Source organism: Phycicoccus sonneratiae, assembly GCF_016887965.1.
GTDB lineage: Bacteria > Actinomycetota > Actinomycetes > Actinomycetales > Dermatophilaceae > Phycicoccus > Phycicoccus sonneratiae.
Genome location: NZ_JAFDVD010000008.1, coordinates 23,141 through 35,921, shown reverse-complemented (window position 1 = coordinate 35,921; position 12,781 = coordinate 23,141). Strand labels below are relative to the sequence as shown.

General features: G+C 74.7%; 13 protein-coding genes. All 13 read left to right on the top strand.

What is annotated here, in order from left to right:
- Positions 1-2: 2 nt before the first annotated feature.
- The 13 genes from ftsW (at position 3) to JQN70_RS07400 (ending at position 12,716) form a co-directional block, all read left to right on the top strand.
- Positions 3-1,265 carry a putative lipid II flippase FtsW gene (gene ftsW, locus JQN70_RS07460; RefSeq protein ID WP_204130699.1) on the top strand — a complete coding sequence of 421 codons (1,263 nt, stop codon included), beginning with the start codon at positions 3-5 and terminating at the stop codon, positions 1,263-1,265.
- Positions 1,262-2,356: an undecaprenyldiphospho-muramoylpentapeptide beta-N-acetylglucosaminyltransferase gene (gene murG, locus JQN70_RS07455; protein WP_204130698.1), complete on the top strand. Its 1,095-nt coding sequence runs from the start codon at positions 1,262-1,264 to the stop codon at positions 2,354-2,356. The genes ftsW and murG overlap by 4 nt, the downstream gene beginning before the upstream one ends.
- A 2-nt stretch (positions 2,357-2,358) precedes the next feature.
- Positions 2,359-3,810: a UDP-N-acetylmuramate--L-alanine ligase gene (murC, locus tag JQN70_RS07450; protein ID WP_307835854.1), complete on the top strand. Its 1,452-nt coding sequence runs from the start codon at positions 2,359-2,361 to the stop codon at positions 3,808-3,810.
- Positions 3,807-4,562, top strand: coding sequence for a cell division protein FtsQ/DivIB (locus JQN70_RS07445; RefSeq protein ID WP_204130697.1), 756 nt, complete (start codon positions 3,807-3,809; stop codon positions 4,560-4,562). Before murC ends, JQN70_RS07445 begins: the two co-directional genes overlap by 4 nt.
- 227 nt (positions 4,563-4,789) lie before the next feature.
- Positions 4,790-6,088, top strand: a complete 1,299-nt coding sequence (gene ftsZ / locus JQN70_RS07440; protein ID WP_204130696.1) for a cell division protein FtsZ — start codon at positions 4,790-4,792, stop codon at positions 6,086-6,088.
- Between the two features lie 75 nt (positions 6,089-6,163).
- On the top strand, positions 6,164-6,868 hold the full coding sequence (pgeF, locus tag JQN70_RS07435; protein ID WP_204130695.1) for a peptidoglycan editing factor PgeF: 705 nt from the start codon (positions 6,164-6,166) through the stop codon (positions 6,866-6,868).
- Entirely contained in the window at positions 6,865-7,560 is a 696-nt protein-coding gene (locus JQN70_RS07430; RefSeq protein WP_204130694.1) for a YggS family pyridoxal phosphate-dependent enzyme, read from the top strand. Before pgeF ends, JQN70_RS07430 begins: the two co-directional genes overlap by 4 nt.
- A gap of 56 nt (positions 7,561-7,616) precedes the next feature.
- Positions 7,617-8,093 carry a cell division protein SepF gene (locus tag JQN70_RS07425; protein ID WP_204130693.1) on the top strand — a complete coding sequence of 159 codons (477 nt, stop codon included), beginning with the start codon at positions 7,617-7,619 and terminating at the stop codon, positions 8,091-8,093.
- A 58-nt stretch (positions 8,094-8,151) separates the two neighbouring features.
- Positions 8,152-8,442, top strand: a complete 291-nt coding sequence (locus JQN70_RS07420; RefSeq protein ID WP_204130692.1) for a YggT family protein — start codon at positions 8,152-8,154, stop codon at positions 8,440-8,442.
- 140 nt (positions 8,443-8,582) lie between these two features.
- Complete coding sequence (locus tag JQN70_RS07415) at positions 8,583-10,037, top strand: DivIVA domain-containing protein (RefSeq protein ID WP_204130691.1); 1,455 nt, start codon at positions 8,583-8,585, stop codon at positions 10,035-10,037.
- Between the two features lie 168 nt (positions 10,038-10,205).
- A complete protein-coding gene (locus JQN70_RS07410) occupies positions 10,206-11,240 on the top strand; it encodes a TraR/DksA family transcriptional regulator (protein ID WP_204130690.1) in 1,035 nt (344 codons plus the stop codon).
- Positions 11,213-11,800: a signal peptidase II gene (gene lspA, locus JQN70_RS07405; RefSeq protein ID WP_204130689.1), complete on the top strand. Its 588-nt coding sequence runs from the start codon at positions 11,213-11,215 to the stop codon at positions 11,798-11,800. The genes JQN70_RS07410 and lspA overlap by 28 nt, the downstream gene beginning before the upstream one ends.
- Positions 11,793-12,716 carry an RluA family pseudouridine synthase gene (locus tag JQN70_RS07400; protein WP_204130688.1) on the top strand — a complete coding sequence of 308 codons (924 nt, stop codon included), beginning with the start codon at positions 11,793-11,795 and terminating at the stop codon, positions 12,714-12,716. Before lspA ends, JQN70_RS07400 begins: the two co-directional genes overlap by 8 nt.
- Positions 12,717-12,781: the final 65 nt, after the last annotated feature.

The following is a 12,781-nucleotide window of genomic DNA, read 5'->3' as shown; positions in this document are numbered from 1 at the left end:
CCGTGACGAGCGCCACCGCCCCGGCCCGGGAGACCGGCCGCGGGTCCTCGAGGGTGCGGTCGTGGGCCGAGCGCTTCGACTCCCCGGTGACCACCTACTACCTGCTCCTGTTCCTCACCGTCGCGCTCGTCGTCTTCGGGCTGATCATGGTCCTCTCGGCGAGCGCCATCACCTCGCTCGACGAGACCCGGTCGGCGTACACGATCTTCACGACGCAGGCGGTCTTCGCGGCGATCGGCGCGGTGGCGCTGGCCGTCACCTCGCGGATCCGGCCGGGCGCGTGGAAGCGGCTGGCCGTGCCCGTGCTCGTGGCCGGCACCGCGCTGCAGATGCTCGTCTTCACCCCCCTCGGTGGCAACGGGTTCCAGGGCAACCGCAACTGGATCTTCCTCGGCCCGGTCAGCGTCCAGCCCTCCGAGGCCATCAAGGTGGGCCTGGCGCTCGCCGGCGGTGCGGTGCTCGCCCGGAAGCGCAAGCACCTCGACCGGCTGGGCCACGTCGTCGTGCCCTACCTCGTGCCCCTCGTGGCGGTGGCCGTGGCGTCGGTCGCCCTCGGCCACGACCTCGGCACGGTCATGGTCCTCGGGGCGGTCGTCGCCGGGGTGCTCTTCGCCGCCGGGATCCCGTTGCGCTGGTTCGCGATCGCCGGGGTGCCGTTCCTCGGCGCCGTCGTCGCCTTCGTCGTCACCAGCCCCAACCGGCTCGGCCGCTTCGACGTCTGGCTCGGCCGCGACGTCGATCCGCACGGTGCCGCGCGCCAGCCCATCCACGGCCGGTACGCCCTCGCCGACGGCGGCTGGCTCGGCCTCGGCCTCGGGCAGAGCCGCGAGAAGTGGGGGCTGCTCTCCGAGCCGCACAACGACTTCATCTTCGCGATCATCGGCGAGGAGCTCGGGCTGCCCGGCACGCTCGCCATCCTCGCCCTCTTCGGTGCCTTCGCCTTCGCCTGCTACCGGCTCGTCAGCCGCTCCGACGACTTCTTCGTCCGCGTCGTCACGGCCGGGGTGATGACGTGGGTCGTCGTCCAGGCCCTCATCAACATCGGCGCGGTCATCGGGCTGCTGCCCGTCATCGGCGTGCCCCTGCCGCTCGTGTCCTCCGGCGGTTCCTCGCTCATCACGACGATGGGCGCGCTCGGGATCCTCCTGTCCTTCGCCCGCAGCGAACCCGGCTGCCGCGAGGCCCTGTCCGCGCGTCCGTCATCCCTGCGGCGGTCGCTGGCGGTCGTCTCCGGGGCGGTCCGCAGCCGCCGGAGCAGCTCGTGAGCGCAGCCGTCCCGTCGTCCGTGCTGCTCGCCGGCGGAGGCACCGCCGGGCACGTCTCGCCGCTCCTGGCGCTCGCCGACTGCCTGCGCCGCCGCGACCCGTCGGTGCGCGTCACCGCCCTCGGGACGGCCGAGGGTCTGGAGTCGCGCCTCGTCCCCGAGCGCGGCTACCCGCTCCTCGAGGTGCCGCGCGTGCCGTTCCCGCGGCGGCCGGACGCCGCGGCGCTCCGGCTGCCGGGCAACCTCCGGCGAGCCGTGGTCGCGGCCGAGGCGGCCCTCGAGACCAGCGGGGCCGAGGTCGTCGTCGGCTTCGGCGGCTTCGTCGCGTCGCCGGCCTACCTCGCGGCCCGTCGGCGCCGGGTGCCCGTCGTCGTCCACGAGCAGAACGCGCGGCCGGGCCTGGCCAACCGGCTCGGGGCCCGCATCGCGGCCGAGGTCGCGGTGACCTTCCCGGGCACGCCGCTGCGCGGGGCCACGGTCACCGGCATGCCGCTGCGCCGCGAGATCGCCACCCTCGACCGCTCCGCCCACCGCGCCGAGGCGCGGGAACGGTTCGGGCTCACCGACGCCCCCACCCTGCTCGTCACCGGCGGCTCGCTCGGCGCGGCCCGGCTCAACGCCGCCTTCGCGTCCTCGGTTGCGGCGCTCTCGGCCGCCGGGGTGCAGGTCCTGCACGTCACCGGCGCGGGCAAGGAGTTCGACCCCGGCGAGGTCCCCGGGGCGCCGTACGTGGTGCTCCCGTACTGCGACAGGATGGACCTCGCCTACGCCGCGGCCGACCTCGTCGTGTGCCGCTCCGGAGCGGGCACCGTCTGCGAGCTGTCGGCCGTCGGGCTGCCGGCCGTCTACGTCCCCCTCCCGGTCGGCAACGGGGAGCAGCGGCTCAACGCGGCGCACGTCGTCGAGGCCGGCGGCGGGCTCCTCGTCGACGACGCCGCCGTCGACGCGGCCTGGGTGCGCGACACCGTCGTCCCGCTCGCCCTCGACGCCGCTCGGCTCGGGTCGATGGCCGCCGCGGCCGCGTCGGTGGGGCAGCGCGACGGCGACGAGCAGCTCGCCGACCTCGTCGCCCGCGCAGGCGGGGGGCGCTGACCGTGGCCGTCACCAACCCCCGGTTCGACCTCGCAGCACCGGTCCCCGCGTGGGACGAGCTCGGTGCCGTGCACCTCGTCGCCATCGGCGGCGCCGGGATGTCCGCGGTCGCCCGCCTGCTCCTGGCCCGCGGGGTGCGGGTCAGTGGGTCCGACGCCGCCGACGGACCGGTCCTCGGGGCCCTGCGCGAGGCCGGTGCCACCGTGTGGGTCGGGCACGACGCGGGCCACCTCGAGGGCGTCGACACCGTCGTCGTCTCGTCGGCCGTGCGCGAGGACAACCCCGAGCTCGCCGCCGCGCGCGACGCCGGCCTGCGGGTGCTGCACCGGTCCCAGGCCCTCGCGGCCCTGCTCGCCGGCTCGCGGGCCGTGGCCGTCGCCGGGGCCAACGGCAAGACCTCGACCACGGCGATGCTCGTCGTCGCGCTCACCGAGGCCGGGGCCGACCCGTCGTTCGCCTGCGGGGGAGAGGTCGCGCAGCTCGGGACGAACGCCACGCTCGGGGGCGGGGAGGCGTTCGTCGTCGAGGCCGACGAGAGCGACGGCACCTTCGTCGTCTACCGCCCCGAGGTCGGGGTCGTCACGACGGTGCAGCCGGACCACCTCGACTTCTACGGCACCGCCGAGGCCGTCGCCGACGCCTACACCGAGTTCGCGGCGACCGTCGGCGGGCTGCTCGTCGTGAGCGCCGACGACCCCGGCGCGCGGGCCCTCGCCGAGGCCGAGCGGGCGCGGGGCCGGCGGGTCGTCACCTTCGGGGCGGCCGGGGGCAGCGACCTGCGGCTGGGGGAGACCGTCGCCGACGGCCTCGGCACGCGCACGCCCGTGCTGCACCGCGGCACCTCCCACGAGTTCGTCCTCGCCGTCCCGGGAGCGCACAACGTCGCCAACGCCGCGGCCGCGTTCCTCGCCGCCGTCGACGGGCTCGGTGCCGACCCGCACGCCGTCCTGCGCGGGCTGGCCGGCTTCACCGGCGCCCGCCGCCGCTTCGAGGTCCGCGGCGAGGTCGGGGGCGTCACCGTCGTCGACGACTACGCGCACAACCCCGCCAAGGTCGCCGCCGTCGTCGGCACCGCGGCCGGGGTGGTCGCCCGGGCCGGGCGCGGGCGCGTCCTCGTCGTCTTCCAGCCGCACCTCTACAGCCGCACCCGCGACTTCGCCGAGGAGTTCGCGGCCGCCCTCGCCCCGGCCGACCACGTCGTCCTCCTCGACGTCTACGGCGCCCGTGAGGCACCGGTACCGGGGGTCACCTCCGCACTCATCGGCGACCCCCTCGTCGAGCTGCCCGGCCGCCGCCGGGTCGACGTCGGCACCGGTCGCGACGCCGCCGTCGCGACCCTCGTCGCCGCCGCGCGCCCCGGCGATCTCGTCCTCACGGTCGGCGCCGGCGACGTCACCGCGCTCGGTGCGCCGCTCCTCGCGGCCCTCGCAACCCGTGAGGAGGAGTCCCGGTGAGCCACAACGCGACCCGAGGGCCACGCCCCCGCGGCCTGGAGTCCTCCGCCACCCGCTTCCGCGAGCGGGCCATCGCCCGTCGCCGCCGGCCGTGGCGTCGCGCGCTCTCGGCCCTCCTCGTCCTCGCCCTGCTCGGGGGAGCGGGGTGGGTCGTCGGCTGGACCGGGCTGCTCGGGGTCCACGACGTCGACGTCGTCGGCGTGTCCGGGGCCGAGGCCGCGGCGGTCGAGGAGCTCGTCCGGGTGCCGGAGGGCACGCCGCTCGTCCGCGTCGACACCGCCGCCGTCGAGCGCTCGGTCCGCGGCCGGGTCACCGTCGCCGAGGCGTCGGTGCACCGGTCCTGGCCGCGCACCCTCGTCGTCGACGTCGTGCCCCGGGTGCCGTCGCTCGTCGTCAAGGGCCCCTCGGGGACCCTCGACGTCGTCGACGCCACCGGTGTCTCGTTCGGCCGGGTGAAGAAGGCGCCGAAGGGCGTGCCGGTCGTCACCGCCACGGGCAGCCGGGCGATGACCACGGAGGCACTGCAGGCGGCGCTCGCCCTGCTGCGCGACCTCCCGGACGACCTCGCCGCCGACGTCTCGGCGGTCACGGTGAGCAGCGCGAACCTCGTGACGTTCACGGCCCGCGGGCACACCGTCGTCTGGGGTGGCGAGGACGAGAGCGCCCTGAAGATCCGCGTCCTGCGCGCCCTGCTGACGACCAAGGCCAAGGTCATCGACGTCAGTGCCCCCGACACCCCGGTGACCCGCTGACCCCTGCGCCCGATGGGGCTGGTGGGGCGGGTGTGACCCGGCCTGAGAGGCGTGACAGGATTTGCCGCGCGGGATGTCGCGACACGCCACGCGGGAGGGTGCAGGAGCCCCCGGTGGGACGTAGCGTCACCCCATCGAGAACCGTGACCGAACCGTAACCCTCCACCAGAGGTTGAGGGTTACCCCGGTCTCCTGCACGCCGTGACCGACAGTGGAAGGCCGTACCCGTGGCATCACCCCAGAACTACCTCGCCGTCATCAAGGTCGTCGGCATCGGCGGCGGCGGTGTCAACGCCATCAACCGGATGATCGAGGTCGGCCTCAAGGGCGTCGAGTTCATCGCGGTCAACACCGATGCGCAGGCCCTCCTCATGAGCGACGCCGACGTCAAGCTCGACGTCGGTCGCGAGCTGACGCGCGGCCTCGGCGCCGGCGCCGACCCCGAGGTCGGCAAGAAGGCCGCCGAGGACCACGCCGAGGAGATCGAGGAGGTCCTCAAGGGGGCCGACATGGTCTTCGTCACCGCCGGCGAGGGCGGTGGCACGGGCACCGGTGGCGCACCGGTCGTCGCGCGCATCGCCAAGGGCCTCGGCGCGCTGACCATCGGCGTCGTCACGCGCCCGTTCACCTTCGAGGGCCGGCGTCGCGCGAACCAGGCCGAGACCGGCATCGCCGCGCTGCGCGAGGAGGTCGACACCCTCATCGTCATCCCGAACGACCGGCTGCTCTCGATCAGCGACCGCGGCGTCTCGATGCTCGACGCGTTCCGCTCCGCCGACCAGGTGCTCCTCTCCGGTGTCCAGGGCATCACCGACCTCATCACGACGCCGGGCCTGATCAACCTCGACTTCGCCGACGTCAAGTCGGTGATGCAGGGCGCCGGCTCGGCCCTCATGGGCATCGGCTCGGCGCGCGGCGAGGACCGCGCGGTGCAGGCCGCCGAGCTCGCCATCTCCAGCCCGCTCCTCGAGGCGAGCATCGACGGCGCGCACGGCGTGCTGCTCTCCATCCAGGGCGGCAGCGACCTCGGCCTCTTCGAGATCAACGAGGCCGCGCGCCTCGTCCAGGAGGCCGCGCACCCCGAGGCGAACATCATCTTCGGCGCGGTCATCGACGACGCCCTCGGCGACGAGGTGCGCGTCACCGTCATCGCGGCCGGCTTCGACGGGGGCGCCCCGGTGCGCCGGGCCGACGACCGGGCCCTCGGCACCATCCAGGGCCGCCCGGCCGCGCCGGCGACCCCGGCCGTGCCGCCGCCGTCCGTGCCGTCCACCCCGGCGGCCCCGCCGAGCCCGGGTGCCGCGCCGGCGGTCCCCGCCGCGACGCCGGCGCCGGTCCCGCCCGCGCCGTTCCCGACCCCGGTGCACGACACGACCCCGACCCGCTCCGAGCCGCGCACCGACGACGAGCCGGCCGTGCGCACCGAGCGCGAGTCGACCACGCCGGAGCCGGCGCGCAGCCAGCCGCCGCGCACGGTGACCTTCGACGAGAACGACGACCTCGACGTGCCCGACTTCCTCAAGTAGGAGCACGACCGCAGCACCTTCGGCGGGGGCGGACCGGGACACCGGCCCGCCCCCGCCGCCGTCTACGGTGGGTCCGTGTTCACCTGGGACGAGACGAGCAACGGTGCGCGGCGCGCGCTGACCGGCCGGCCCGGGGGAGTGAGCCGCGGTCCGTGGCAGGGCCTCAACCTCGGACTCCACGTCGAGGACGACCCGGCCGACGTCGCCGAGAACCGTCGCCGGTTCGGGGCCGCCGTCGGTCACCCGGTCGTCTGGATGGAGCAGTGCCACGGCGCCGACGTAACCGTCGTCGACCACGTCCCCGAGGTCGCCCCGCGTTGCGACGCGCTCGTCACGACCGCCACGGACCTCGCCCTCGCGGTGCTCGTCGCCGACTGCGTGCCCGTCCTCCTCGCGAGTCCCGGCGGGGTCGTCGCGGCCGTCCACGCCGGCCGCCCAGGGATGGTGGCCGGGGTCGTGCCCGCCGCCGTCGCGGCGATGCGCGACCTCGGGGCGCAGGAGCTCGACGCCGTCGTCGGCCCCTCGGTGTGCGGACGCTGCTACGAGGTGCCCGCCGAGATGCGTGACGCGGCCGCCGCGGTCGCCCCCGTCAGCGCGACCGTGTCGTGGACCGGCACGCCGGCCGTCGACGTCGCCGCGGGGGTCGTGTCGCAGCTGCGCGACCTCGGGGTCGGCGTCACGTGGGTCCCGGGCTGCACGCGCGAGAGCCCGGACCTGTTCTCCTACAGGGCGTCCCGCACGACGGGCCGGTTCGCCGGCGTCGTCGCGAGGGCGTCGTGACGACGCGGCGCGACGAGCTCGCCGACCGGCTCGCCGCGGTCCGCGACCGGGTCGCGGCCGCCTGCGCCGCCGCCGGTCGCACCGACGAGCCGACCCTCGTCGCCGTCACGAAGTTCTTCCCGGCGAGCGACGTCGACCTGCTCGCCGACCTCGGCGTCACCGACGTCGGCGAGAACCGCGACCAGGAGGCCGCGGCCAAGGTCGCCGAGCTGGCCCACCGCGACCGGCTCACCGTCCACTTCGTCGGCCAGCTCCAGAGCAACAAGGCCGGCTCGGTCGCGGGCTACGCCGACGTCGTGCACTCGCTCGACCGGGCCAAGCTCGTCGGCGCCCTCGACCGCGGCGCGGAGCGGCACGGGCGCACCCTCGACGTCCTCGTCCAGGTCGGGCTCGACGACGGCGCCGGGCGCGGGGGAGCGCGCCCCGACGAGGTCGCCGCCCTCGCCGACGCCGTCGCCGGGAGCGCGCACCTGCGGCTGCGCGGGCTCATGGCCGTGGCACCGCTCGGCCAGCCGCCCCGACCGGCCTTCGCCCGGCTGCGCGAGCTCTCGGAGACGCTGCGTGCACAGCATCCCGGGGCTCGCTGGGTCTCGGCGGGGATGAGCGCCGACCTCGAGGACGCCGTCGCCGAGGGCGCGACACACCTGCGTGTCGGCTCGGCAATCCTCGGATCTCGTGAGTCACACCGGTAACTTCGGTCACGACGCACGGTCCTGACCGACGGGGCCCGACGACCGAGGAGCACGTGATGGCTGGCGCGCTGCGCAAGACGATGGTCTACCTGGGCCTCGCCGAGGACCAGGGCCACTACGACGACGAGTACTACGACGGCTACGACGAGCCCGAGGTCGACGAGCGCACCGAGCACCGCGGTGCCGAGGTGACGCCGCTGCCGACGCGCCGTCCCGTCGCCGAGGTCGTCCGCACCCACGACGCCGGCAGCGTCTCGCGGATCACGACGATCCACCCGCGGACGTACAACGAGGCCAAGACCATCGGCGAGAACTTCCGCGACGGCGTGCCGGTCATCATGAACCTCACGGACATGGGCGACTCCGACGCCAAGCGGCTCGTCGACTTCGCGGCCGGCCTCGTGTTCGGCCTCCACGGCTCGATCGAGCGGGTGACCTCCAAGGTCTTCCTCCTCTCGCCGGAGACCGTCGAGGTCACCGCCGAGGAGGGCCCGGTGGCCGTCACCGGCCGGGGCGTCTTCAACCAGAGCTGACAGCGACGTCCCAGGACCCGACCACGACCCGCACGGGTCGATGGGTCACACTGCCTCCATGCGTGCCGCCTTCGCCGTCCTCGCCTTCGTGGTCTTCCTGTACCTCGTCGTGCTCATCGGCCGGGTGGTCTTCGACTGGATCCGCATCTTCGCCCGCGAGTGGCGTCCCCGCGGTCCGGTGCTGCTCGTCGCCGAGCCGGTCTACACGCTCACCGAGCCCCCGCTGCGGGCGCTGCGCAAGGTGATCCCGCCGCTGCGCCTCGGAGCGGTGTCGGTCGACCTGTCGTTCATGGTCCTCTTCCTCGGCGTGATCATCCTCTACTCGGTCCTCTCCAGCCTCGGCCGCTGAGCACGTCCACGGTCACGTCACGCCACATCCGTCACGCCAGCCCCGTCACCGGGTAGGGTGTCGGCACGGACCCCCGGTCCCGCGACGTCGCGCGTCCGGAGGTCCCGTCCCGTGACCCCACCGGCCACCAGGAGTTGACCATGGCTCTCTCGCCCGAGGACGTCCTCAACAAGACGTTCACCCAGACCCAGTTCCGTCGTGGCTACGACGAGCGCGAGGTCGACGACTTCCTCGACGACATCGTCGCCGAGATGCGGCGGATGTCCAAGGAGGGCGAGGACCTCCGCGGCGAGCTCTCGAGCTGCCGCGAGGGCAAGGGGATGGCCCCGACGACCGCCTTCGCCCGCCCGGACGCCGACAGCAGCCGCGAGCTCGAGGAGCTGCGCTCCAAGAACGCCACGCTGGCCTCCCGCGTCTCCGAGCTCGAGGGCACCCGCAGCGAGCTCACCGCCAAGCTCGGCGAGTTCGAGGGCCAGAGCGGTGACGGCGAGGCCCGCGCGGCCGAGCTCCAGGGCACGGTGAGCCAGCTCCAGGGCACCGTCACCCAGCTCACCGACCGCACCGCCGAGCTCGAGCAGCTGCTCCAGCAGCGCGACACCGAGATCGAGGCCCTGCGCGGGGCCAGCGGCGACGTCGACGCCCGCGTCGCCGACGCCGAGCGTCGCGCCGGGGAGTTCGAGAACCACGCCTCGCAGCTCGAGCGGCACGCCGCCGGGCTCGAGACCCGCATCGGTGAGCTCGAGACCCAGCTCGACGAGGCGCGCCAGCAGGCCGCGGCGGCGGCCGGCGAGCGCGACGAGCACGTCGCCGCCCTCGCCTCGCACCGCGAGCAGCAGGGTGCGGCCGTCGACGAGCAGGTCTCGCTCCTCGAGACCCGGCTCGAGGAGTCGCGCCGCGACGCCGACGAGCGCGTGGCGGCGGCCGAGCAGCGGGTCCAGCAGCTCGAGTCCCAGCTCCAGGAGGCCGAGCAGCGCGCCTCCGCCGCCCAGGCCGCTCCGGCTCAAGGCGACGCCGGTCTCGGTGCGGCCGCCCTCGCGGGCGCCGGTGGCGGCGCCAGCGCGGCGGGGGTCATCGCCCTCGCGCAGCGCCTCCACGACGAGCACGTCGCCGCCGGTGAGAGCAAGCGCGACGAGCTGATCTCCGAGGGCCAGCGCAAGCACGACGAGCTGCTCGGCACCGCCCAGCGCAAGCACGAGGAGCTCATCACCACCGGCCAGGCCCGCCACGACGAGCTCGTGTCGACGGGTCAGTCGCAGCACGACGAGCTCGTCTCGACGGCGACGGCCCAGCGGGACGAGATGATCGGCACCGCGACGACCCAGCGCGACGAGATGCTCACCGAGGCCCGGGAGCGCTCGACGGGGATGGTCGCCGAGGCGCAGCAGAAGAAGGCCTCGATCCTCGAGGAGCTGGGCCGCGAGCGCAGCCTGCTCGAGCGCAAGATCGAGGAGCTGCGGGGCTTCGAGCGCGACTACCGCGCCCGCCTGCACGACTACATCCAGGCCCAGCTCGCCGACCTCAAGAACGTCGGCGGCGACGAGGCGGCGGCTCCGGCCGAGGAGGCGGCGCAGCCGCAGCACGAGCCGCAGAGCTGACCGGCACGACACACGAAGGGCCCGGGAACTTCCCGGGCCCTTCGTCGTTGGGGCAAGAGCACTGGTCGTCGCGGCGTTTCGCGCGAGCGAGACACCCGCGACACGCCGTATCCTCCGAGCACCGGGCGGGCCGCACGGGCCCGTCCTCACCCTGAAGAGGTTCGTGTCATGGTTGTGAAGCGGGCGCTGTCGGCCGCGAAGAAGACCACCTCCACCGCTGCGGCGCGCGCGCGCTCGGCGGTCCGGGGGGCCTCGGGCGGCGGGAACGGGAAGGCCGCGCCGGCCACGAAGGCGACGCCGGCGAAGAAGGCGGCGACGAAGGCCGCGCCCGCGAAGAAGGCTGCGCCGGCGAAGAAGGCTGCGCCGGCGAAGAAGGCGGCGCCGGCGAAGAAGGCCGCGCCTGCCAAGAAGGCGGCGACGAAGGCCGCGCCCGCGAAGAAGGCTGCGCCGGCGAAGAAGGCGGCCACCAAGGCCGCGCCCGCGAAGAAGGCTGCGCCGGCGAAGAAGGCGGCGACGAAGGCCGCGCCCGCCAAGAAGGCCGCGCCCGCCAAGAAGGCTGCGCCCGCCAAGAAGGCGGCCACCAAGGCCGCGCCCGCCAAGAAGGCGGTGACCAAGGCCGCGCCCGCCAAGAAGGCGGTGACCAAGGCCGCGCCCGCCAAGAAGGCGGTGACCAAGGCCGCGCCCGCCAAGAAGGCGGTGACCAAGGCCGCGCCGGCGAAGAAGGCTGCGCCGGCGAAGAAGGCCGCGCCCGCCAAGACGGCGGCGACGAAGGCTGCGCCGGCGAAGAAGACGGCGCGTCGGGTCACGCCCGGCTCGCTGCCGGTCCGGGAGGACGAGTCGCCGTGGACCGCGGCCGAGCTGCGCGAGGTCCGTGCCGAGCTCGAGGCCGACGTCGCCCAGCTGCGTGACGAGCTCGCCCACGCCCAGTCCGACCTCGTCGACCTCATGCGCGACTCCGGCGACGGCGCGGGTGACGACCAGGCCGACGCCGGGGCGAAGACCTACGAGCGCGAGCAGGAGATCTCGCTGGCCAACAACGCCCGCGAGATGCTCGAGCAGACCGAGCACGCCCTCGCCCGCCTCGACGACGGCACCTACGGCACCTGCGAGTCCTGCGGCAACCCGATCGGCAAGATGCGGCTCCAGGCCGCACCTCGTGCGACCCTGTGCATGCCATGCAAGACGAAGCAGGAGCGCCGCTGACGGGCGCCGACCCCACCCCGAGCCCCGCACCCGACCCCTCGCCCGAGGGACGAAGCCGGCTGCGCGCGCTCCTCCTGACGATCGCCGCGGTCGTCCTCGTGCTCGACCAGGGCACCAAGGCGTGGGCCCTCGCGCGCCTGACCCCGGGCGAGCCGGTCGACCTCGTGGGATCGGCGATCCGCCTCAACCTCATCCGCAACCCCGGGGCCGCGTTCTCCCTCGGCGACGGCTCGACGTGGGTGCTCACCCTCGTCTCGCTCGTCATCCTCGGGTGGGTGCTCGTCGCCGTCCGCCGGGTCGACAACCGGGGCTGGGCCATCCCGCTCGGGCTCCTGCTCGGTGGTGCCGTCGGCAACCTCGTCGACCGGCTGGTCCGCGAGCCCGGGCCGGGGCGGGGCCACGTCGTCGACTTCATCGACTACTTCGGCTGGTTCGTCGGCAACGTCGCGGACATCGCCATCGTCGTCGCGGCCGGGGTGGTCATGGTCCTCGCCTACCGCGGGGTCCCCCTGGGGTCGCGGCGCGACGCCGAGCACGGGGCGGAGCCCGCGGATGGCTGACCAGCGCACCGTCCTCGTGCCGGACGGGCTCGAGGGCGAGCGGGTCGACGCCGCCATCGCCCGGCTCTTCGGCCTCTCGCGCACCCGGGCCGCCGACCTCGCGGCCGCCGGCGAGGTGAGCGTCAACGCGACGAGCGTCGGGAAGAGCCACCGGGTCAGCGCCGGCGACATGCTCGAGGTCTCGATCCCGAGCGGTCCCACGAGCCCGACCCTCGAGGTCGTCGCCGAGCCGGTGCCCGGGATGCGGGTCGTCCACGACGACGACGACATCGTCGTCGTCGACAAGCCCGTGGGTGTCGCCGCGCACCCGAGCGTCGGCTGGACCGGGCCCAACGTGCTCGCCGGCCTCAAGGCCGCCGGCTACCGCATCTCGACGAGCGGGGCGAGCGAGCGCCAGGGCATCGTCTCGCGCCTCGACGTCGGCACCAGCGGCCTCATGGTCGTCTGCAAGAGCGAGCGCGGCTACAGCGTCCTCAAGCGGGCCTTCAAGGAGCGCCGGGTCGACAAGACCTACCACACGCTCGTCCAGGGCCTCCCGGACCCGCTCGTCGGCACCATCGACGCCCCGATCGGCCGCCACCCGGGCCACGACTACCGGTTCGCGGTCATGGACTCCGGCAAGCACGCCGTGACCCACTACGAGCTGCTCGAGGCGTTCCGGCACGCGAGCCTGCTCGAGATCCACCTCGAGACCGGTCGCACCCACCAGATCCGCGTGCACATGGCCGCCGTGCGCCACCCCTGCGTCGGCGACCAGACCTACGGCGCGGACCCGACGCTCGCGAAGCGGCTCGGCCTGGAGCGGCAGTGGCTGCACGCCGTCGGGCTCGGGTTCGAGCACCCCGGGTCGGGGGAGTGGGTCACCTTCGAGAGCGGCTACCCGCAGGACCTCCAGGACGCCCTCGACCGACTCTGAGCGGCCGATCGCGGGCGGTCCCGCGACACGGCCGACGACACGCCGAGGGTGTCCCCGGGGCGACC